This window comes from Pseudomonas cavernae, from assembly GCF_003595175.1.
GTDB lineage: Bacteria > Pseudomonadota > Gammaproteobacteria > Pseudomonadales > Pseudomonadaceae > Aquipseudomonas > Aquipseudomonas cavernae.
Window position 1 is genome coordinate 2,768,537 of record NZ_CP032419.1, and the last position, 21,592, is coordinate 2,790,128.

General features: G+C 64.1%; 20 protein-coding genes. 13 read left to right on the forward strand and 7 right to left on the reverse strand.

The window, feature by feature from the left end; all coding sequences use genetic code 11:
* Positions 1–86 precede the first annotated feature (86 nt).
* Positions 87–1,025 carry a tRNA dihydrouridine(20/20a) synthase DusA gene (gene dusA / locus D3880_RS12640; protein ID WP_238474450.1) on the forward strand — a complete coding sequence of 313 codons (939 nt, stop codon included), beginning with the start codon at positions 87–89 and terminating at the stop codon, positions 1,023–1,025.
* A 144-nt stretch (positions 1,026–1,169) separates the two neighbouring features.
* Here the strand turns inward: dusA and D3880_RS12645 are convergent, their stop codons facing one another.
* Positions 1,170–2,186 carry a zinc-dependent alcohol dehydrogenase family protein gene (locus D3880_RS12645; RefSeq protein ID WP_119893778.1) on the reverse strand — a complete coding sequence of 339 codons (1,017 nt, stop codon included), beginning with the start codon at positions 2,184–2,186 and terminating at the stop codon, positions 1,170–1,172.
* A gap of 166 nt (positions 2,187–2,352) precedes the next feature.
* Here D3880_RS12645 and D3880_RS12650 point away from each other — a divergent pair, with 166 nt between their 5' ends.
* The 4 genes from D3880_RS12650 (at position 2,353) to D3880_RS12665 (ending at position 9,516) form a co-directional block, all read left to right on the forward strand.
* Entirely contained in the window at positions 2,353–3,270 is a 918-nt protein-coding gene (locus tag D3880_RS12650; protein ID WP_119893780.1) for a LysR family transcriptional regulator, read from the forward strand.
* 218 nt (positions 3,271–3,488) lie between these two features.
* The gene (gene mexE / locus D3880_RS12655; RefSeq protein WP_119893782.1) at positions 3,489–4,724 is read left to right on the forward strand and encodes a multidrug efflux RND transporter periplasmic adaptor subunit MexE; all 1,236 of its coding nucleotides are present in this window, start codon (positions 3,489–3,491) and stop codon (positions 4,722–4,724) included.
* Between the two features lie 218 nt (positions 4,725–4,942).
* On the forward strand, positions 4,943–8,125 hold the full coding sequence (locus tag D3880_RS12660) for an efflux RND transporter permease subunit (protein WP_119893784.1): 3,183 nt from the start codon (positions 4,943–4,945) through the stop codon (positions 8,123–8,125).
* The gene (locus D3880_RS12665) at positions 8,122–9,516 is read left to right on the forward strand and encodes an efflux transporter outer membrane subunit (RefSeq protein ID WP_119893786.1); all 1,395 of its coding nucleotides are present in this window, start codon (positions 8,122–8,124) and stop codon (positions 9,514–9,516) included. Before D3880_RS12660 ends, D3880_RS12665 begins: the two co-directional genes overlap by 4 nt.
* Positions 9,517–9,582: 66 nt before the next feature.
* On the opposite strand, the gene D3880_RS12670 is transcribed toward D3880_RS12665, so the two are convergent.
* Entirely contained in the window at positions 9,583–10,809 is a 1,227-nt protein-coding gene (locus D3880_RS12670) for a CynX/NimT family MFS transporter (protein ID WP_119893788.1), read from the reverse strand.
* Positions 10,806–11,261, reverse strand: coding sequence for a nucleoside deaminase (locus D3880_RS12675; protein WP_119893790.1), 456 nt, complete (start codon positions 11,259–11,261; stop codon positions 10,806–10,808). The genes D3880_RS12670 and D3880_RS12675 overlap by 4 nt, the downstream gene beginning before the upstream one ends.
* Before the next feature lie 95 nt (positions 11,262–11,356).
* Here D3880_RS12675 and D3880_RS12680 point away from each other — a divergent pair, with 95 nt between their 5' ends.
* Complete coding sequence (locus D3880_RS12680; RefSeq protein WP_119893791.1) at positions 11,357–12,223, forward strand: LysR family transcriptional regulator; 867 nt, start codon at positions 11,357–11,359, stop codon at positions 12,221–12,223.
* Between the two features lie 91 nt (positions 12,224–12,314).
* A complete protein-coding gene (gene tal, locus D3880_RS12685) occupies positions 12,315–13,241 on the forward strand; it encodes a transaldolase (protein ID WP_119893794.1) in 927 nt (308 codons plus the stop codon).
* A gap of 77 nt (positions 13,242–13,318) precedes the next feature.
* On the opposite strand, the gene rssC is transcribed toward tal, so the two are convergent.
* Entirely contained in the window at positions 13,319–13,801 is a 483-nt protein-coding gene (gene rssC / locus D3880_RS12690; RefSeq protein ID WP_119893796.1) for an anti-sigma factor antagonist RssC, read from the reverse strand.
* Between the two features lie 22 nt (positions 13,802–13,823).
* Entirely contained in the window at positions 13,824–15,008 is a 1,185-nt protein-coding gene (rssB, locus tag D3880_RS12695) for a two-component system response regulator RssB (protein WP_119893798.1), read from the reverse strand.
* 213 nt (positions 15,009–15,221) lie between these two features.
* Between rssB and D3880_RS12700 the strand changes: the two genes are divergently transcribed.
* On the forward strand, positions 15,222–15,521 hold the full coding sequence (locus D3880_RS12700) for a PilZ domain-containing protein (protein WP_119893799.1): 300 nt from the start codon (positions 15,222–15,224) through the stop codon (positions 15,519–15,521).
* A gap of 68 nt (positions 15,522–15,589) precedes the next feature.
* Here the strand turns inward: D3880_RS12700 and D3880_RS12705 are convergent, their stop codons facing one another.
* On the reverse strand, positions 15,590–16,288 hold the full coding sequence (locus tag D3880_RS12705) for an MlaA family lipoprotein (protein ID WP_119893801.1): 699 nt from the start codon (positions 16,286–16,288) through the stop codon (positions 15,590–15,592).
* A gap of 106 nt (positions 16,289–16,394) precedes the next feature.
* Here D3880_RS12705 and D3880_RS12710 point away from each other — a divergent pair, with 106 nt between their 5' ends.
* The 3 genes from D3880_RS12710 to D3880_RS12720 all read left to right on the forward strand — a co-directional run bounded on the left by D3880_RS12710 (position 16,395) and on the right by D3880_RS12720 (position 18,019).
* Positions 16,395–16,793 carry an acyl-CoA thioesterase gene (locus tag D3880_RS12710; protein ID WP_119893803.1) on the forward strand — a complete coding sequence of 133 codons (399 nt, stop codon included), beginning with the start codon at positions 16,395–16,397 and terminating at the stop codon, positions 16,791–16,793.
* A gap of 101 nt (positions 16,794–16,894) precedes the next feature.
* Positions 16,895–17,584, forward strand: coding sequence for an HAD superfamily inactivated hydrolase PcrP (locus tag D3880_RS12715; protein ID WP_119893805.1), 690 nt, complete (start codon positions 16,895–16,897; stop codon positions 17,582–17,584).
* 171 nt (positions 17,585–17,755) lie between these two features.
* The gene (locus D3880_RS12720; protein ID WP_119893806.1) at positions 17,756–18,019 is read left to right on the forward strand and encodes a DUF4404 family protein; all 264 of its coding nucleotides are present in this window, start codon (positions 17,756–17,758) and stop codon (positions 18,017–18,019) included.
* A gap of 83 nt (positions 18,020–18,102) precedes the next feature.
* On the opposite strand, the gene queF is transcribed toward D3880_RS12720, so the two are convergent.
* On the reverse strand, positions 18,103–18,936 hold the full coding sequence (gene queF, locus D3880_RS12725) for an NADPH-dependent 7-cyano-7-deazaguanine reductase QueF (RefSeq protein WP_119893808.1): 834 nt from the start codon (positions 18,934–18,936) through the stop codon (positions 18,103–18,105).
* A 366-nt stretch (positions 18,937–19,302) separates the two neighbouring features.
* Between queF and D3880_RS12730 the strand changes: the two genes are divergently transcribed.
* Positions 19,303–19,509, forward strand: coding sequence for a co-regulatory protein PtrA N-terminal domain-containing protein (locus D3880_RS12730; protein WP_119893809.1), 207 nt, complete (start codon positions 19,303–19,305; stop codon positions 19,507–19,509).
* 209 nt (positions 19,510–19,718) lie between these two features.
* Positions 19,719–21,581, forward strand: a complete 1,863-nt coding sequence (locus tag D3880_RS12735; RefSeq protein ID WP_119893811.1) for a copper resistance system multicopper oxidase — start codon at positions 19,719–19,721, stop codon at positions 21,579–21,581.
* Positions 21,582–21,592 lie beyond the last annotated feature (11 nt).

The following is a 21,592-nucleotide window of genomic DNA, read 5'->3' on the forward strand; positions in this document are numbered from 1 at the left end:
CGCCGTCGCTGCTTGCTGAAGAGTCGACCTTGAACACACCCAATGCCTATGGCGGCACGCCGTCCCGTCGCTTCTCCGTCGCCCCGATGATGGACTGGACCGACCGCCACTGCCGGTTCTTCCTGCGTCTGCTGTCGCAACACGCCCTGCTGTACACCGAGATGGTCACCACCGGCGCCTTGTTGCGTGGCGACCATGCGCGCTTTCTCCGCCATGACCAGAGCGAGCACCCGCTGGCCTTGCAGTTGGGCGGCAGTGTGCCGGAAGAGTTGGCGGCTTGTGCGCGGATGGCCGAGGACGCCGGCTACGACGAGGTCAACCTCAACGTCGGCTGCCCCAGCGACCGGGTGCAGAACAACATGATCGGCGCCTGCCTGATGGGCCATCCGGCGCTGGTGGGTGACTGCGTCAAGGCCATGCTGGATGCGGTGGCGATCCCAATCACGGTCAAGCACCGCATCGGCATCGATGGCCGCGACAGCTACGCCGAGCTGTGCGACTTCGTCGGCCAGGTGCGCGACGCCGGTTGCCGCAGTTTCACCGTGCACGCGCGAATCGCCATCCTCGCCGGTCTGTCACCGAAGGAGAACCGCGAGATCCCACCGCTGCGCTACGAAGTGGCGGCGCAATTGAAACGCGACTTTCCGGATCTGGAGATCATCCTCAACGGCGGGATCAAGACCCTGGAGGAGTGCCAAAACCATCTGCAGACTTTCGACGGCGTGATGCTCGGCCGCGAGGCCTATCACAACCCTTATCTGCTGGCGGAAGTGGATCAGGCCTTGTTCGCCCACGACCGACCGATGATCGGCCGGGCCGAGGCGCTAACCCAACTGCGCCCCTATATTGAACGTCATCTAGCCGAAGGCGGTGCGATGCACCACATCACCCGCCATGTGCTCGGTTTGGCCCAGGGTTTCCATGGTGCCCGGCGCTTCCGCCAGCTGTTGTCGGTGGATATCCACAAAACCACCGATCCACTGGCCTTGTTCGATCAGGCCATCGACCTGTTGCAGGGACGGTAGGATGGGTTGAGACGCGCAGCGTCGATACCCATCGTTGCCGGTTTGATGGGTATTGCTGCGCTCCGGCTAGGTGCCCCCTCCCATCCTACACAGCGGGAATCCAATAGCCCTCCCCCGTAAACGGGAGAGGGGGCATACCGTATTTCAGCCGACCTGCAAGACCACCCGCCCGCGCTTCGGGCAGCCTTCCATATAACGGTGCGCGGCGACCACGTCCTCGAAGGCGAAGACCTTGTCGATTTGCGTCTGCAGCAGGCCGTCGCGGGTCAGCTGATTGATCGCCGCCACTGCACGCTCCAGCGCCGGCTGATCCTGAGGGATGCCAAGCTCCGGCTTGCCGGTAAAGTTACCCAGGCAATGGACAAAGAACTGGATGTTCTTCTGGAATGCCGCGCAGGCCGGGAATGGCGTCTGGTTACCGCCCTGCAGGCCATACAGCACCAGGCGTCCGCGCGGAGCGAGTACATCGCCGAGCAGGCACATCTGCGGGCCACCGAGGCCGTCGAGGACGATATCGACGCCACGCCCATCGGTGAGCTTGTTGATCCGCCCGACCAGATCCTCTTCCTCGGTGACTATCACCTTGTCGGCGCCGAGCGCCAGCAGGTAGTCGCGATCTTCGGCGTCCTTGGTGGCGGCGAACAGTCGTGCGCCGAGCGCCTTGCCGAGTTGCAGCAGGGCCGGCCCGGCACAATGGGCGGCATCGGTGATCAGCACCGTCTGCCCAGCTTGCAGGCGCGCCAAGTCGACATAGGCGAAATAGCCCATCAGCAGCGAGGTGTAATGCGCGCTGGCCTGCTGCGCGCTCAACTGCTCTGGATAGCGAGTCAGCGAGCCACGCGGCAGCAGCACCTGCTCGCCATAACCGGGGTAGTCGTTGGGACTGTGGGCCGGGAAGCTGGCGACCTTGTCGCCCACCGCCAGGTCATCGACGCCTTCGCCGACGGCCAGCACTTCACCAGCCAGCTCATGGCCGAGGCCGGCTGGCAGCCGCGCCTGGCTGGGCGCCAGATTTTGCCGCCAAAGCACGTCGTACCAGCTCACGCCGATGGCCTCGACGCGCAGCAGAACCTCGCCCGGGCCGGGATGGGCAACGTCTACCTGTTCGATCTTGAGAACTTCGGCAGAACCAAATTGGTGAAAGCGAATCATGCGGGACATCACGAACCTCGCCGGTGATCTCTTATGGCCACGGACTTTATCCGGGCTTTGCAGGTAAGACCACCCGTTGTCATCAATAGTGCACATGAATATGGATGATGCTGCGGCTTGACGACAGCGGTGCGAGCCTGCAGTTTAATCCGCCAGGCAAGCCGGGAAGCACGCCATGAACCGTAACGATCTGCGCCGCGTCGATCTCAACCTGCTGATCGTCTTCGAAACCCTGATGCACGAACGCAGCGTCACCCGCGCGGCGGAAAAACTGTTCCTCGGTCAGCCGGCGATCAGTGCCGCCCTCGCCCGTCTGCGCAGCCTGTTCGACGACCCGTTGTTCGTCCGCACCGGCCGCAGCATGGAGCCTTCGGCGCGCGCCGTGGAGATCTTCGCGCTGCTGTCGCCGGCGCTCGACTCGATTTCCACCGCGGTCAGCCGCGCCGCCGACTTCGATCCGGCCACCAGCACCGCGGTATTCCGCATTGGCCTGTCCGACGACGTCGAGTTCGCCCTGCTGCCGGCGCTGCTCAAGCGTCTGCGCGCCGAAGCCCCAGGGGTGGTGCTGGTCGTGCGCCGGGCCAACTATCTGTTGACGCCTAGCCTGCTGGCGTCCGGGGAAATTTCCGTGGGCGTCGGCTATACCGTCGAACTGCCGGCCAATGCCAAGCGCAAGGTGCTGCGCCGCAATAAACCCAAGCTGCTGCGCGCCGATAGCGCGCCAGGCGCGCTCAGCCTCGACGACTATTGCGCGCGGCCGCATGCGCTGGTGTCCTTCGCCGGCGATCTCAGCGGCTTCATCGATGAAGAGCTGGCCAAGCTCGGCCGCAGCCGCCATGTGGTGCTGGCCGTGCCGCAGTTCAACGGCCTTGGCACCCTGCTGGCCGGTACCGACATAGTCGCCACAGTGCCGGACTACACCGCCGCCGCCCTCACCGCCGCCGGCGGCCTGCGCGCCGAGGACCTGCCGCTGGAGACCGGCAGCTTTGAACTGCACATGGCCTGGCGCGGCGCCCAGGACAACGATCCGGCCGAACGCTGGTTGCGCTCGCGCATCCAGATGTTCTTCGGCGATCCCGACAGCCTGATGTAGGGCCGTGTAGGATGGGTTGAGCGCAGCGATACCCATCAATCCGGTCCCGCATGGGTATCGCCTACGGCTCAACCCATCCTACGTCGCTACGTCCACGTCGATACACCACCACCTTCCATCATTCAGATTGATATTCAACTTCGCCCGGTTCGATTCGTCCTCGACAAACCCGCGTCGCAGACTGCGCCAATCCTAAAAAACGATTGGCGGAGTCACCCATGGAACAGTCATTCAAGGCCTTGCGCTTGCCCCTCGCCGCACTCTCACTGCTAGTCCTCGAGGCCTGCGGACGTGCACCGGAGCAGGCCAGCACGGCGCCGCCCGCCAAGGTCAGCGTCGCTACCGTGATCGAGCAACCGATCAACGAGTGGGACGAACTCACCGGCCGCCTGGAAGCGCCGGAATCGGTGGTGGTCCGCCCGCGCGTGTCCGGCTACGTCGACCAGGTCGCCTTCACCGAAGGCGCCCTGGTGAAGAAAGGTGATTTGCTGTTCCAGATCGACCCGCGCCCGTTCGAGGCCGAAATCCGCCGCCTGGAAGCCCAATTACAGCAAGTCCGCGCCAACCTCAGCCGCACCGAGAACGAAGCTCGCCGCGGCGAGCGTCTGCGCGCCAGCAACGCGATCTCCGCCGAACTGGCCGATGCCCGTGCCAGCGCCGCGCTGCAAGCCCGAGCCGAAGTGGCGGCGATCCAGGCCGGCCTGGAAGCGGCGCGCCTGAACCTCAGCTTCACCCGCGTCAGCGCGCCGATCGACGGCCGCGTCAGCCGCGCCGACGTGACCACCGGCAACCTGGTCAACGCCGGCGAAACCCGCCTGACCAGCCTGGTCTCCACCGACAAGGTGTACGCCTACTTCGACGCCGACGAGCGCGTGTTTCTCAAGTACGCCGAGCTGTCACGCCAGGGCAGCCGCGGCGACGCCACCCCGGTGTACCTCGGCCTGTCCGACGAGGACGGTTTCCCGCATCTCGGGCAGATGGACTTCATCGACAACCAGGTCGACCCGAAGACCGGCACCATCCGCGGCCGCGCGGTGTTCGACAACCGCAACGGCGAGTTCACCCCCGGCCTCTATGCCCGCCTGAAACTGGTCGGCAGCGCCACCTACGACGCCGCGCTGATCAAGGATTCGGCCGTCGGCACCGACCTCGGCAAGAAGTTCGTCCTGGTCCTCGCCGAGGATGACAAGGTCGCCTACCGCGCCATCGAACTCGGACCCAAGCTGGAAGGCCTACGCATCGTCCGCAGCGGTCTGGCCAAGGGCGAGAAGATCGTGGTCAACGGCCTGCAGCGCGCCCGTCCGGGCATGCCGGTCAGCCCTGCCGCCGTGCCCATGGCCGACGAGGCCACCCTCGCCGCCCTCGCCGAACAACGCAACGCCGTGGCCGCCAGCAATCCGCCGCGGGTTGCCGAACGCCAGCCCGTCAACCACCCAACCACGCCGCGCGGCTAAGGGCCCATTCAGGATCTGCTGCGCTCGGTGAGGCGGCGTTAAAAACACGCTCAGAATGCTCATTTACAGCTTGTAAATTCCGCTTCTTCGCCTGTTTTTGCCTTGCCTCACCGTCGCTCGCTTAGCTCCTGAACCGGCCCCTAACCAGCCCGTCTTCCAGCCCCGTTTCGGCGGGGCGACGGGACGGTTTTGCCTGAGAATCCTGAAGGACCCAGACGATGAACTTCTCGCAATTCTTCATTTCGCGGCCGATCTTCGCCGCCGTGCTGTCGCTGCTGATCCTGATCGGCGGCGCGATCTCGCTGTTCCAGCTGCCGATCAGCGAATACCCGGAAGTGGTGCCGCCGACCGTGGTGGTGCGCGCCAACTTCCCCGGCGCCAACCCCAAGGTGATCGGCGAAACCGTCGCCTCACCGCTGGAACAGGCGATCACCGGGGTCGAGGGCATGCTCTACATGTCGTCGCAGGGTACCGCCGACGGCAAGATGACCCTGACCATCACCTTCGCCCTCGGCACCGACCTGGACAACGCCCAGGTGCAGGTGCAAAACCGCGTGACGCGGACCATGCCGACCCTGCCCACCGAAGTGCAGCGTCTCGGCGTGACCGTCGACAAGGCCTCGCCCGACCTGACCATGGTCGTGCACCTGACCTCGCCGGATAACCGCTACGACATGCTCTACCTGTCCAACTACGCCGCCTTGAACATCAAGGACGAACTGGCGCGCCTGGATGGCGTGGGCGACGTGCAGCTGTTCGGCCTCGGCAACTATTCGCTGCGCGTGTGGCTCGATCCGAACAAGGTGGCTTCGCGCAACCTCACCGCCAGCGACGTGGTCAACGCCATTCGCGAACAGAACCGCCAGGTCGCCGCCGGTTCCCTCGGCGCGCCGCCCGCACCGGGCGACACCAGCTTCCAGCTGTCGATCAACACCCAGGGGCGGCTGATCAACGAGGAAGAGTTCGAGAACATCATCATCCGCGCCGGTGAAGATGGCGAAATCACCCGTCTGAAAGACATCGCGCGCATCGAGTTGGGCTCCAGCCAGTACGCCCTGCGCTCGCTGCTCAACAACCAGCCGGCGGTGGCCATCCCGGTATTCCAGCGCCCCGGCTCGAATGCCATCGAAATCTCCGATGCCGTGCGCAAACGCATGGGCGAGCTGAAGCAGAGTTTCCCGCAGGGCGTCGACTACGAGATCGTCTACGACCCGACCATCTTCGTGCGCGGCTCCATCGAAGCAGTGGCACACACCCTGCTCGAAGCCATCGTCTTGGTGGTGCTGGTGGTGATCCTGTTCCTGCAGACCTGGCGCGCCTCGATCATCCCGCTGGCCGCCGTGCCGGTGTCGCTGATCGGCACCTTCGCGGTGATGCACATGTTCGGTTTCTCGCTCAACGCGCTGTCGCTGTTTGGCCTGGTGCTGGCCATCGGCATCGTGGTGGACGACGCCATCGTCGTGGTGGAGAACGTCGAACGGAACATCGGCCTCGGCAAGTCGCCGGTGGAAGCCACCAAGCAGGCGATGAAGGAAGTGACTGGCCCGATCGTCGCCACCGCCCTGGTGCTCTGCGCGGTGTTCGTGCCAACCGCGTTCATCTCCGGCCTCACCGGGCAGTTCTACCAGCAGTTCGCGCTGACCATCGCCATCTCCACGGTGATCTCCGCGTTCAACTCGCTGACCCTGTCGCCCGCCCTGGCCGCGGTGCTGCTGCGTGAACATGACGCACCTAAGGACCGCTTCTCGCGGGTCCTCGACAAGCTGTTCGGCGGCTGGCTGTTCCGCCCGTTCAACCGCGTGTTCGAGCGTGCCGGCAAGGGCTACGTCGGCACGGTGCGCCGCGTGCTGCGCGGCAGCTCGGTGGCGCTGGTGGTCTATGCCGGGTTGATGGGCCTTACCTATCTGGGCTTCTCTAGCACCCCGACCGGCTTCGTGCCGCCGCAGGACAAGCAGTACCTGGTGGCCTTCGCCCAGCTGCCGGACGCCGCCACCCTCGACCGTACCGAGGCGGTGATCAAGCGCATGTCGGAAATCGCCGGCAAGCATCCGGGCGTGGAAAACACCGTGGCCTTCCCCGGTCTGTCGATTAACGGCTTCACCAACAGCCCGAACAGCGGCATCGTCTTCACCCCGCTGAAGCCCTTCGACCAGCGCAAGGACCCGGCGCTGTCGGCCAGCGCCATCGCCGCCGACCTCAACGCCCAGTTCGGCGAGATCCAGGACGCCTTCATCGCCATCTTCCCGCCGCCACCCGTGCAGGGCCTCGGCACCATCGGCGGCTTCCGCGTGCAGGTGCAGGACCGCGGCAACCTCGGCTATGAGGAGCTCTACACCCAGGTGCAGAACATCATCGCCAAGAGCCAGAACGTGCCGGAGTTGGCCGGGCTGTTCACCAGCTACCAGGTCAACGTGCCGCAGGTGGATGCCGATATCGACCGCGAGAAGGCCAAGACCCACGGCGTGGCAATCAGCGACATCTTCGACACCATGCAGGTCTACCTCGGCTCGCTGTACGCCAACGACTTCAACCGCTTCGGCCATACCTATCAGGTCAACGTCCAGGCCGAGCAGAAGTTCCGCCTGGCGCCCGAGCAGATCGGCCAGCTGAAAGTGCGCAACAACCGGGGCGAGATGGTCCCGCTGTCGACCTTCGTCAAAGTCAGCGACAGCGCCGGCCCGGATCGGGTGATGCACTACAACGGCTTCCTCACCGCCGAGATCAACGGCGCCGCCGCCCCGGGCTACAGCTCCGGGCAGGCCGAGGCGGCAATGGAGAAGCTGCTCAAGGAAGAACTGCCCAACGGCATGAGCTACGAGTGGACCGAACTGACCTACCAGCAGATCCTCGCCGGCAACTCCGCGATCTTCGTCTTCCCGCTCTGCGTGCTGCTCGCCTTCCTGGTGCTGGCCGCGCAGTACGAAAGCTGGAGCCTGCCGCTGGCGGTGATCCTGATCGTGCCGATGACCCTGCTGTCGGCCATTACCGGGGTGATCCTGGCCGGTGGCGACAACAACATCTTCACCCAGATCGGCCTGATCGTACTGGTCGGCCTGGCGTGCAAGAACGCCATCCTCATCGTCGAGTTCGCCAAGGACAAACAGGCCGAAGGCATGGACCGCGTCGCCGCGGTACTGGAAGCCTGCCGCCTGCGGCTGCGGCCGATCCTGATGACCAGCTTCGCCTTCATCATGGGCGTGGTGCCGCTGGTGCTCTCCTCCGGCGCCGGTGCGGAGATGCGCCACGCCATGGGTGTCGCGGTGTTCAGCGGGATGATCGGCGTGACCTTCTTCGGCCTGCTGCTGACCCCGGTGTTCTATGTCCTGATCCGCGCCTTCGTGGAGAAACGCGTAGCGCGCAAGGCCGCGAAAGTCGAGTCACTCAAGGAGCTGCATGCATGATCGCCAAGCTATTCGCCCCTTCCCTGTTCGCCCTGGCGCTGAGTGCCTGCGCGGTCGGCCCGGACTATAAGGCACCGCAGACCGAAGCCGCCCGCGTGGTCAGCGCCGATAGCGGCAACTACGACCGCGCACGCTTCGAGACGCTGTGGTGGCAACAGTTCGACGACCCGACCCTGAACCAGCTGGTCAGCCAGTCGCTGCAGGGCAACCGCGAGCTGCGCGTGGCCTTCGCCCGCCTGAAGGCGGCACGGGCGATCCGCGATGATGTGGCTAACGATCAATTACCCACCGTCACCAGCGCTGCCAGCGCCGAGATTGGCAAAGCCCAGCAACCGGGCGTCACCGAGGAGCGGGTCAACCTCGAGCGCTACGACCTCGGTCTGGATATGGCCTGGGAGCTCGACCTGTTCGGCCGCATCCAACGGCAGATAGAGGCCAGCGACGCCGACATCGGCACCGTCGAGGCCGAGTTGCAGCAACTGCAAGTCAGCCTGATTGCCGAATTGGTCGATGCCTACGGCGAACTGCGCGGCGCCCAACTGCGCGAACGCATCGCCCGCAGCAACCTGCAGAACCAGCAGGACTCGCGCAACCTCACCGAGCGCCTGCGCGAGGCCGGAGTCGGCAACGAACTCGACGTCCTGCGCGCCGACGCCCGCCTGGCCGCCACCGAAGCCAGCCTGCCGCAGTTGCAGGCGCAGGAAGTGCGCGCCCGCAACCGCATCGCCACCCTACTCGGCCAGCGTCCGGAACAGTTGCAGGTCGATCTCGGCCCGCGCGAGCTGCCAGCCCTCAGCAAGGCCCTGCCGATTGGCGATCCGAGTGAGTTGCTGCGCCGCCGCCCGGATATCCGCAGCGCCGAACGCCAGCTGGCGGCGGCCACCGCGAATGTCGGGGTGGCCACGGCGGACCTGTTTCCACGGGTCAGCCTCAGTGGTTTCCTCGGCTTCACCGCCGGGCGCGGCTCGCAACTGGGCTCCTCGGCCGCACGCGCCTGGGCCATAGCCCCGAGCATCAGCTGGGCGGCGTTCGATCTGGGCAGCGTGCGCGCCCGCCTGCGCGGTGCCGAGGCCGACGCCGATGGCGCCCTGGCCAGCTACGAGCAGCAGGTGCTGCTGGCCCTGGAAGAGTCGGAGAACGCCTTCAGCGACTACGGCAAGCGCCAGCAGCGTCTGCTCTCGCTGCTGCGCCAGAGCGAAGCCAGCCGCGCCGCCGCCGAGCAGGCGGCGATCCGCTATCGCGAAGGCACGGTGGACTTCCTCGTGCTGCTCGACGCCGAGCGCGAACGCCTGGCCGCCGAGGATGCCCAGGCGCTGGCCGAGGTCGAGGTGTATCGCGGCATAGTCGCCATCTACAAGGCGCTGGGCGGTGGCTGGCAACCGGCGGCCTGACAACCTGATGCTCCCCTCGCCCGCGGTTCAGACTCCTGACCGCGGGCTTTTTTTACCTTGCTCGCGCTACTCCGCGACCGGCCGCTGCATGGCGCGCGCGTAGCCGTGCGGGGCGAAGCGCAGCGTCACGCCGAGCATCAATACGATGGACACCGCGAGCAGCAGCCAGGACGTCTGGAAGCTGCCGGTGACATCGCGCAGCCAGCCGGTCACGTAGGGAATGATGCCGGTGATGATGAAGCCGATGCCTTGGACGAATGCGGCCAGGCGGCCGGCGGCGCCGGGGTCAGGTAAGTGGTCGAGGGTGAGCGTCAGGCTGAGCGCGAAACAGGCGCCCAGGCCGTAGCCGATCAAGGCCACCCACAGGCCCGGCAGGTGCAGCGGCGCCAGCAGCAGGCCGGCGAAGCCGCCGAGCTGCACCAGCAGCGACAGGCAGAGCCAGGGGCGGCGGTCCGCCGAGCGACGGCTGAGGATCGGCATGCTCAAGGCGGCGAGGACCTGGAAGATGGTCATCAAACCGATCAGCTGGCCACTCGCTTCGGCGCTCCAGTCCAGCTGCCGGTAATAGACCGGCAGCCAGGCAACCATGCTGGTATAGCCACCGTTGATCAGGCCGAAATAGATCGCCAGTAACCAGGCCCGGCGACTGGCGAAGAAATGCCCACCGGCCTGCGCCTGTATGCCCGCAGCCGGCTCTCGTGGCCGCACCAGCCCCCACAGCAGCAGGCCGAACAGTGCCGGCAGCAGCCAGATGCCGAGGCCGCTCTGCCAGCGCCCAAAATGCTCGGCGACGACCGGCGCCAGCACCGCGGCACTGCCGCCACCGGCCATCAAGGACGCCGAATACAGGCCCATCGCGGCCGGCACGCGTTGCGGAAACCAGCGCTTTATCACTCCCGGCACCAGCGCCTGGATGATCGCCACGCCGGTACCGGCCAGCACCGCGCTGGCCACCAGCGCCAGACCGCTGTCCAGCAGCAGGCGCCATAGGCAGGCGACGGCAATCGCCAGCAGCCCGCAGACCATGCCCCGCCCCTCGCCGAGCCGAGGTCCGAGCCAGGGCAGCGCCAAGGCGAACAGGCCCATGCACAGCACCGGCAAGACGGTCAGCATCGACGCACCCTGGAAACCCAGACCGGTCGCCTGGCGAATCTCGCTGAGCAAGGGGCCGATCGAGGTCAGCATCGGCCGCAGGTTGATGCCCAGCGCGACTATCACCAGCAGGCCCAGCGAACCCACCTGGGCGCGCGTTCCGCTCTCGCGTAGCGCCGACTCGCAACCGCCGCCACTCATCCCCGACTCGCTTGCCAGAAGGCGTACAACCCCTGCTCGCCCTGGGGCAACAGTGGCCGCAAGGGTAGCGACTGCTCCTGCGGCGGGTGCTCCATCTGTGCGTAAACCGCCGCGGTCGACAGCCCGAAGGCCGCGCCGTCCTCGTTCGAATAGGCGAAATAGGCCGCGCTCACCCCGCACAGGTGCATGGCCGCCAGGCACATCGGGCACGGATGGCCGCTGGCGTAGATCACGCAGCCGTCCAACCGGGGACTGCCGAGCACCTGGCTGGCCCGGCGGATCGCCAACAACTCGGCGTGGCCGGTCGGGTCCTGATCGAGGTGGATTTCGTTGGCGGCGCGCGCGATGACCCGGCCATCGCGGACCAGCACGGCGCCGAACGGTCGCCCGCCCGCGTCGACATTGGCACGGGCCAAGGCCACGGCTTCGCGCATGAAATCTTCGTGTTGCATGAATGTCACCGACTCTGCTGCAAGTCAGAAAATTATGCCCAGGCGGCCTAGTATGTTGAAATTAAATGGTGAAATGCTTTCCAGTGGGAATCAGAATGCTCGACCCGACTTTGCTGCGCAGTTTCGTCATGGTGGTGGATGCCGGCAATTTCACCCGCGCCGCCGAACACCTGCACCTGACCCAATCCACCGTCAGCCAGCAGATTCTCCGTCTGGAACAGAGCCTGGATTGCCGCCTGCTCGACCGCAGCCAGCGCCAGGTCCTGCCCACCGAGGAAGGCGAACGTCTGCTCGGTTATGCCCGGCGCATCCTGCTGCTGGGCGAGGAAGCCCGCGAAGCGCTGAACATGGAACACAGCGAAGGCGTGCTGCGCCTGGGCATGCCCGAGGATTTCGCTGGCGAACGCATGATGCCGCTGCTCGCCGCGTTCAGCGCCCAACGTCCGCGCCTGCGCCTGGAGATTTCCAGCGGCCTCAGCCACGAACTGCTGCGCCAGTATCGCAACGGCGAGCTGGACCTGTTGCTGGTCAAGCAGTGGGGCGCCGACAGCGACTGCCTGGCACGCTGGCCCGAACCCCTGTGCTGGCTGGACAGCGCGGCGCAGCCCAGCGCCAGGCGCGATCCCCTGCCACTGGTGGTATTTCCGCTGGGCGCCCTGTATCGCCAGGAGATGATCCACGCGCTGGAGGGCAACAGTCGCCGCTGGCGAATCAGCTATTGCAGCGCCAGCCTGGCCAGCCTCGCCGCGGCGGCTGGCGCCGGCATGGGTGTGAGCCTGTTGCCGCTACGCTGCCAGCAGCCTTCGCATCAGGTGCTTACGGCCGAGGAAGGTTTCCCGTCGATCGACGGGCTGGAACTGGTGCTCTATGCGCGCGCCGAGCTGGGTAGCGCCGGCCGCAGCCTGTGCGACCAGCTCCGTTCGCTGTGCGGGCAGACGGCAGCCGACCAACTGCGCGAATAACGGCTTATTACCACTGCTGGCAGAAAGCTCCCGTTGAGGGGCAGATTCAGCTCGGGTAAGGTCATGGCATCCGCCACGACAAGGCTTCGCCATGACCTCCAAGCTGGATCGACTCAAAGCTTTCACCACCGTGGTCGCCGACACCGGCGATATCGACGCCATCGCCCGCCTCAAGCCGGTCGACGCCACCACCAATCCCTCGCTGCTGCTCAAGGCCGCCGCCCTGCCACGTTATGCGCAACTGCTCGACGATGCGGTAGCCGGCTGTGACGGCGATCTCGGCCTGGCCTGCGACCGCTTCGGCGTCGCGGTCGGCGGGGAAATCCTCAAGGTGATTCCCGGGCGCATCTCCACCGAGGTGGATGCCCGTTTGTCCTTCAATACCCAGGCCACCCTGCAACGCGCCGAACGCCTGATCGGCCTGTACGAGCAGGCCGGCATCGGCCGCGAGCGGGTACTGATCAAGATCGCCGCCACCTGGGAAGGCATCCGCGCCGCCGAACAGCTGGAAAAAGCCGGCATCCAGACCAATCTGACCCTGCTGTTCGCCTTCGCCCAGGCCGCCGCCTGCGCCGACGCCGGCGTGTTCCTCATCTCGCCCTTCGTCGGCCGCATCTACGACTGGTATAAAAAGGCCGAAGGCCGCGACTTCGCCGGTGCCGAGGACCCCGGCGTGCAGTCGGTGGCGCGCATCTACGACTACTACAAGGCCAATGGCTACGACACCGTGGTGATGGGTGCGAGCTTCCGCAACCTCGGCCAGATCGAGCAACTGGCCGGCTGCGACCGCCTGACCATCAGCCCCGAGCTGTTGCAGCAACTGGCCGACGATCACGGCCCGCTGGAGCGCAAGCTGGCGCCCGGACAAATCGGCGAGGCGCGTCTAAACCTCGGCGAGAACCAGTTCCGCTGGGCCCTGAACGACGACGCCATGGCCACCGAAAAGCTCGCCGAAGGCATCCGCCTGTTCGCCCGTGATCAAGAGAAACTCGAAGCTGTGCTGGCCAGCAAGGCCTGAAAACACGCGGCCCTGAAAAACAAAGCGCGCGACACCTGCCGGGTGTCGCGCGCTGTGATTTAGCGGCTATTAGCTAATCAGTGCCGTTCGAGGGCATTGACCAGATCGTGGAACGCCTCGCGGTTGGACTCGTTGAGGCCCATGAGGATCCTGTGAGCTTCCAGCACCTTGGTCCGCACCACCTCTTCCGACTGTTCCTGCGACGGCAAGTCAGTCAGGGATTCCGGGCACGGAATCGGACGATCGACGATGTTGAACACCTGATCGAAGCCCATCGACTGCAACAGCCGGGTGATGTCTTCGTGGGTGGTGACCACGGTCGGCAGCAAGCCGATCCTCTGCCGCGAAAGGATCGACAGCTTGGCCAGCAGACCCAGGGTGGTGCTGTCGATGCTGCGGGTTTCGGTCAGGTCGATGATGATCGCGGAAAAATTCAGCGCCGTGAAAATCCTCTCGATCGTGGCATCCAGGGCCGAACACAGGGTCAGCCGCACTTCGCCGACAAACTTGAGCACGAAAGTGCCGTTCTGCTCGGCGAATTGAATTCTACCGGTACTCATGCCACGCCTCTCATGCTGCTGCTCATGCAAGGTTTCTGCTCAACACCAGCAAGGCAATATCGTCAGGCATATCGCCCAGACTCCCCAGCCCAAGCACCTGACGCAGCCCTTCCAGACTCCCGCCAGCCTTGCATACCAGCTCAGGCAACGCTGTCTCTTTGTCTTTGAGTGTCTCGCCGGGCAAAAGGTCCAGAATGCCATCGGACAACAATGTGAGGCTGAACGAGGCCGGCAGGTCCATGACCTGATCGCTATACCCGGCTTCCTCGAACAACCCCACCGGCAAGCCACGACCTTCCAGGTAGTGAGCCTTGCCTTCGGTGAACATCACCGGCAGCGGCAGGTGCCCACCGATGCTATAGGTCAGCTTGCCGCTGTCTTGGTCGATTATCCCGCCGAGCATGGTCACGTGTTTCCCCAGCTTGCAATTGATCAAGCCGCGGTTGATATGGTTCAACACGTCCGACGGCTTGAACGCCGGCAACCGCCCGCCGCGGCGCGACTCGTAGAGCAGCCGGGTGGTCATGAACTTGAGCAGCACGGTAACGAACGCCGAAGAGGCGCCATGCCCGGACACGTCGGCCAGGTAAAAGGCCACCCGATGCTCATCGACCCGGAAGTAGTCGACGAAGTCACCCGACAGATACAGCGATGGAATGATTTGATGAGCGAACTGCAGGTCGTCGACCGTCCAGGGCGTCACCGGCAGCATGTTCATCTGCACCTGGCGCCCGGCGTTCTGGTCCTCCTGCAACAAGTGCAGACTGGCCTCCAGCTCGCGATTGGCCGCTTCCAGCTTCTCGCGGTAACGGCGGTTTTCCAGGCGCAGCTGCGCACGATCCAGCGCGCGGCGCACCGAATGCTCAAGCACTGCAAGGTCTTCCAACGGCTTGATCAGGTAGTCGGCGGCGCCCAGGCGCAAGGCCTCGACCACGTCACCCATCACCCCGGCACCGGACACTACGATCACCGGTACTTCGACTTCCAGGGCATTGATCCGGCGGATCAGCTCCAAGCCGTCCACCTGTGGCATACGCAGATCACAAACGACGAGGTCGGGCTTTTCCTGCTCGAAGACTTGCAGCCCCTGCGAACCATTGCTGGCCTGCAGGACACTGAAGCCACTGTCTTCCAGGTAGGCCGCGAGGCTCGCGCGCACTACATCGTCGTCGTCAATTATCAGCAGCGAGGCACTGGAATTGTGCATGGGGTACCAGGCAAACGGCGCCAGGGGAGTTGGCATAAGCGTCAAGGGTGTGAGCCTGAACGCGTGTACTCGGTTCACATTAAGGCGCAGACGGTACTCCCATCCGGGCCCCGATTCAAGCTTCGCCCGATTGGCGTGTCGGGCGCCTTTACAGTCGAAATAGGCGAAGGCTATAAGGCCTGCGGAAGCCCATATAACAAGAGGATCGGGAGCATGAGCCAGAACGATCGTGACTACAGCGAAAAGCGCGACTTCATTCGCATGCGGGTGGAAACAGCCGTCATGTTGCAGCATGCAGGCCAGGAATTTGCCGCCGCCTGCCTGGATCTGTCGAGCACCGGCATGCACGTGGAAGCCGCCACGGCCTTGAACATGGGCGACCGAGTGAGGGTGCTGATCCCCTCCTCTCACAGCGAACTCAAGGGTCTGGACGCCGAGGCCGAAGTCATCCGCGTTAGCCCGCTGGAGGGCGGCGGTCAGGCCCTGGGGCTGGCGATTGTGTCGATGATATAGCTCCGTACAGTGCGGATATGACAAAGGCGGCCGAGGCCGCCTTTGTCATATCTGGAAGCAACTTGCGTTTAAAAGTCGTCTTCGACCTGACCGTCTTGCACCTTGAACTCACGGTTCTGCAGGTAGACGTTGCGAATGAACACATACTTGTCGCCGCTGACCATTTTCTCGGCGGACAGCAGGTTAGCCCGGGTGTCGATCACCTCCACGCCACGGGTCACGTTACGGGTCGGCACATGATCGATATAGGGATAGGGGCCGAGATAGCTGTCCGGAATCATCGCCGGCGCATCGCGCAGGGTGCTCGGGCCGAAGAACGGCAGCATCAGATACGGACCGCTGTTCAGGCCCCAGGCGCCGAGGGTCTGACCGAAATCTTCGTCGCTGCGCGCCAGGCCCATGCGGGTACCCACATCGAAGAAGCCGAGCACCCCGAAGGTGGTGTTGACGATCAGCCGGCTGGTATCGACCCCGGCGTCGTGCACCTTGCCCTGCAGCAGGTTGTTGGCCAGGTTGCCGACATCGCCGACGTTGTTGAAGACGTTATGCACGCCGTCTTCGACGAACTGCGGAGTGACCGCCTGATAGCCTTGCGCCAAGGGCTTCAGCGCATAGGTATCGAGGGTATCGTTGAAGCGGAAGATTGCCCGATTGAAGCCTTCCCAGGGGTCCTCTTCAGCGGCCTGGGCGGCCAACGGCAGCGAGGCCAGGCTGGCGCAGGCAAGCAACGTCAGGCCATTGATCCAGTTCGCAGCGAGCAAACGCATTGCAGTCTCTCCATGAGAAAAAGTAGGGTGACGACTCTGAGCCGCCAGCAGGCCGCGCAGTATAAAGCCACGACACCCTAAATAGGCAGCATAGCGAAGCCCATTCATGCAGGAAAAACGCTTACTCTTCACCGCCCGGATTCCGGTGCGCTGGGGCGACATGGACAGCCGCCAGCACGTCAACAACACCACCTATATCCAGTACATGGAAGAAGCCCGGGTGCTCTGGTTTCGCCAACTCGGCCTCGACTTCAGCGAGATCGGCCCGCTGGTGCTGCAAAACATGCACACTTACCTGAAGGCGGTGGTCCACCCCGCCACCGTGGTCGTCGAGTTGTACGGCGGTGCCATCGGCCGTAGCAGCCTGGTGGTGGAGCATCGCCTGACCACTTTGGAAGACCCCGACACCCTCTACGGCGAGGGCTTCTGCAAGCTCGTGTGGGTCGACCATCAAAACGGCGGCAGCGTGGCGATCCCCGATTCGGTGCGCGCCCTGCTGGCCTGAGCCGGCACTCAGGCGCTGCTAGCGGCGCCTGTCATCCACGCTTCATCTGAGCGTCATGAGTCCGCATTAACTTGGTCGAAAATCGTCCAGGGATAACCCTCATGCCGCCCCCCTCCCCACCCGCCTTCACCGCCGTGCTGTTCGGCCTTTCCGGCTGCCTGGTGGATTTCGGCGCCCGCACCTTGGCAAGCGCACAGCAACGCCTGGGCCTTGCGGACCACGTGGCCTACCCCGTACTGCCCGCGGCAACGCGCAACATCCTGCAGCCGATGTTGCTCGAAGCCGCCGACCGACATGCCCAGCCCTGTCCCGGCAGCTTGGCGCTGCTGGAGCAGTTGCAGCAACAGACCGTGCCCTGCGCCTGGCTGGAGGAATTGCCTGCCGCTGCCTGCGACGTACTTGCCAGCGCCTTGCCGGCCTGGCTGCAGGGCGCGCCCTGTGGGGACAGCAGCCGACCCTGGCCAGCACCGGACAGCTGCTGGCAAGCCTTGAGCACCTTGCAGGTGGCACGCCTGGAGGGTTGCGTGCTGATCAGCGGCGAACCGCGCCTGCTCCACGCTGGGCTCAATGCCGGGCTGTGGACCGTTGGCCTGGCTGCCAGCGGACCGCTCTGCGGCCACGCCCCGCAGGATTGGCAGGGGCTCTCGAGCGAGCGGCGCGAGCAACTTCGCGCACAAGCCACGTTGCAGTTGTATCGCCTCGGAGTGCACTCGGTGGTCGATCACCTGGCGGAACTGGGTCCGAGCCTAAACGATCTGGCCAACCGTCGGCAAAAAGGCGAAAAACCCTGACCCAGCCTCACGACTTCACCGCTCCTCAGTCGCCATTCAACCTCTTCGCTCGATAAAGAACCTGGCTTGCCCCGGATCAAGCAAGGCCGGTCGGCTTGCATTACCCTTGATAAAAGGATCTTTAGCCGCCCGCCAGGGTCCATGCTTTGCCTATGACGAAAGGAGAACACCATGCCTGCCCGCGAACTGCAGCAGCAATTGAACAAACTGCGTGAGCAACTGGACCAAGGCGCAACGCTCTCGGCAGAAGAACAGGAGCACCTGCGTGAGCTGATCCAGCAGATCGAGTTGCAACTCGAGCTGGAGACCGCCATCCCTGATACCGGCCTGGTCGATAACGTCAACCTCGCCGTAGAACGCTTCGAGATCGAACACCCGACCCTGGCCAGCACGCTGCGCAATATCGTCCAGGCCCTGGCCAATATGGGCATCTGAGCGCATTCGGCAGCGCGCCCTAAACGACAACCCCGGCTCAGGCCGGGGTTGTCGTTTATATCAAGACGGTCATTACGGAGCGTTCACTGCCGCACCAGCCGGCGGTTGTCCGGCGTGATCGATGCCGTGCTGCGATAGGGGTTGATGTCCAGGCCGCCACGGCGCACATAACGGGCGCACACCGTCAGACGCTCGGGATTTAACAGGCGTTTGAGGTCGAGAAAGATGCGCTCCACGCACTGCTCATGGAAGTCCGCATGCTGGCGAAAGCTCACCAGGTAGGCCAGAAAACTGGCGTGATCGAGCCGTGCGGCAGCGCGATACTCGACCACTACGCTACCCCAGTCCGGCTGGCCGGTGACCGGGCAGTTGGATTTCAGCAGATGGCTGTGCAGCGTTTCGCCGCCCGACGCCACGGTCTCGCAACGCAGCAACTCGGGCTGCGGATGCGCATAGTTGGACACCTGGATATCCAGCTCGTCGATGCAAATGCCCGGCAACGGCGCCACCCCCTCCGCCTCCACTTCGCCCAGGCTACGCACGCGCACCGCGACCGGCGCCCCCGCGGCGGCCGAAAGGTCCTTGGCCAGCACCGCCTCGAGCGCCGCATGATCGGTAAAGGTGCTCTGATTCAGCGAGTTGAGATAGAGCTTGAACGACTTGGATTCGATGATGTTCGGTGAATCGGCGGGGATGGCGAACTCGCCAATGGCCACCACCGGCTTGCCGGAGGGCAGCAGCCAGGACAGCTCGTAGCAGTTCCAGTAGTCCACGCCTTGATAAGGCAAGGTTGCGGCAGTCAGCCCCAGCTCGGCCCATTTCGGCGCACGCGGGATGGGGAACAGCAAATCCGGGCTGTAGGTGGCGATGTATTCGCTGGACTTGCCCAGAGGCGAATGTTCGGCGGGGTGCTGCATGACGGAAACCTGAAAGGAAAACGCGGCAAGTGTATACAGTTTCCCCTGCGTTTTCAGCGTCAGCTTGTCGCCCCTGTAGGCCAGCGTTGCACTCCATCCAACCCATGTTGCGGTTCAAGCACCGAGCCGTAATAGCACCCTCTCACCCGACCCGCGCCCATTAATGGGCGCGGGGGTTAGCGAGTAATGGCCAGGAACGTTGCAGGCAAACTCGAGACTATAGCCACCTGGCAGAACTGTAATGTTCGCCTCAGGTTCCTGACAGGACGCAGTGGTTAAGGTTACTTCGAGCCTGAAGCTCAACCCCCAGAACCACCTGGAAGGTGGAGTCAGTGGGGTAACCAACTCGCTCTTGAGGATACCCAGATGAAAGCCATGAAAGCTCTGTTCGTAATCGCCGCTCTGACTGCCTCCTCCCTGGCCATGGCCGCCGGTGGCGGTGACCGGACCTTCGCGCGTATGGAGCAGGCCCAGAAAGTCTCGATGGCGGCCTACCGGCTTGCACAGAAGCAGGAGACTGAAGCCCCGGTAGCTGAAAGCAAGGCGAAGTCGGCCGATCACGCCAATTGCTGATCCACTTCACACCGTCCAACCTGACAGAAATGTAATCACCCGGATAGTTCAGATGTGGCAGTTTCCAAGCTCGCTGGCGCGTGCGCCTGACTCATAGCGGCAGCGGGCCAGCCTGGTTGGGAGCCTGAGAAGAAACGCCTGACCAGGGGCGAGCAACACAGGCTGGCTGTTTAGCACCGGTTTCCTTCGATTGATTGGACATTTACGGCATGCAATCCAAAACCTCTAGGCGAACCTTCGTCAAAGGCCTGGCCGCCGGCGGCATACTCGCCGGTCTCGGCCTGTGGCGCACACCGGTATGGGCAGTGACCAGCCCGGGCCTGCCGAGCGTGCTCACCGGCAGCGAATTTGACCTGTTCATCGGCGAAACCCCAGTGAACATCACCGGCTCACCGCGTACGGCGATGACCATCAACGGCACCTTGCCGGGTCCTCTGCTACGTTGGCGGGAAGGCGACACGATCACGCTGCGGGTCAAGAATCGCCTGGATGAGGACACCTCCATCCACTGGCACGGCATCATCCTGCCCGCCAACATGGACGGCGTCCCCGGCCTGAGTTTCCACGGCATCGCGCCGGATGGCATGTACGAGTACAGGTTCAAGGTCCAGCAGAACGGCACCTACTGGTACCACAGCCATTCGGGGCTGCAGGAGCAGGCCGGCGTCTATGGCCCGCTCGTGATCGATGCCAAAGACCCCGAACCGTTCCAGTACGACCGCGACTACGTCGTGATGCTGTCCGACTGGACCGACGAAGACCCTGATCGTGTCATGGCCAAGCTCAAGAAGCAGTCGGACTACTACAACTTCCACAAACGCACCGTCGGCGATTTCATCAACGATGTGAGCGAGAACGGCTGGTCCGCCGCCGTGGCCGATCGGAAGATGTGGGCCGAGATGAAGATGAGCCCCACCGATCTCGCCGACGTCAGCGGTTACACCTACACCTACCTGATGAACGGCCAGGCGCCCAACGGCAACTGGACCGGCATCTTCAAACCAGGCGAGAAGCTCCGCCTGCGCTTCATCAACGGCTCGGCCATGAGCTATTTCGATGTGCGCATCCCGGGTTTGAAAATGACCGTGGTGGCCGCCGATGGCCAGCGCGTCAATCCGGTCAGCGTCGATGAGTTCCGCATCGCAGTCGCGGAAACCTATGACGTGATCGTCGAGCCAGCCAATGAAGATGCCTACACCATCTTCGCTCAATCCATGGATCGCACTGGCTATGCCCGCGGCACCCTGGCCGTGCGTGAAGGCTTGAGCGCAGCCGTTCCCGAGACTGATCCCCGCCCGCTGATCGGGATGGGTGACATGGGCATGGACCATGGAAACATGGGCGGCATGGGCAATAGCGACATGGCTGGCATGGACCACAGCAAGATGGCTGGCATGGGCAATGGCGACATGGCCGGCATGGATCACAGCAAGATGGCTGGCATGGGCAATGGCGACATGGCCGGCATGGACCACAGCAAGATGGCTGGCATGGGCAATGGCGACATGGCCGGCATGGACCACAGCAAGATGGCTGGCATGGCCGGAATGCAGTCGCACCCAGCCTCTGAGAACGGCAGTCCGCTGGTCGACATGCAGACCATGTCACCGACACCGAAACTGGATGATCCGGGCATTGGCTTGCGGAACAACGGCCGTAGGGTTCTCACCTATGCCGATCTCAGAAGCACCTTCCCCGATCCCGATGGGCGAGAGCCGAGCCGCACAGTCGAATTGCACCTGACCGGCCACATGGAGAAGTTCTCCTGGTCATTCGACGGCATCAAGTTCTCCGATGCGCAGCCCCTACGCCTCAAGTACGGCGAGCGGCTACGGATCACCCTGGTGAACGACACCATGATGACCCACCCCGTCCACCTGCACGGCATGTGGAGTGACCTGGAGGATGAGAACGGCAACTTCATGGTGCGCAAGCACACCATCGACATGCCACCCGGCTCGAAGCGCAGCTACCGCGTCACCGCGGATGCCCTCGGCCGCTGGGCCTACCACTGCCACCTGTTGCTGCACATGGAAATGGGTATGTTCCGCGAAGTCCGTGTGGATGAATAAATAGAGGAGAC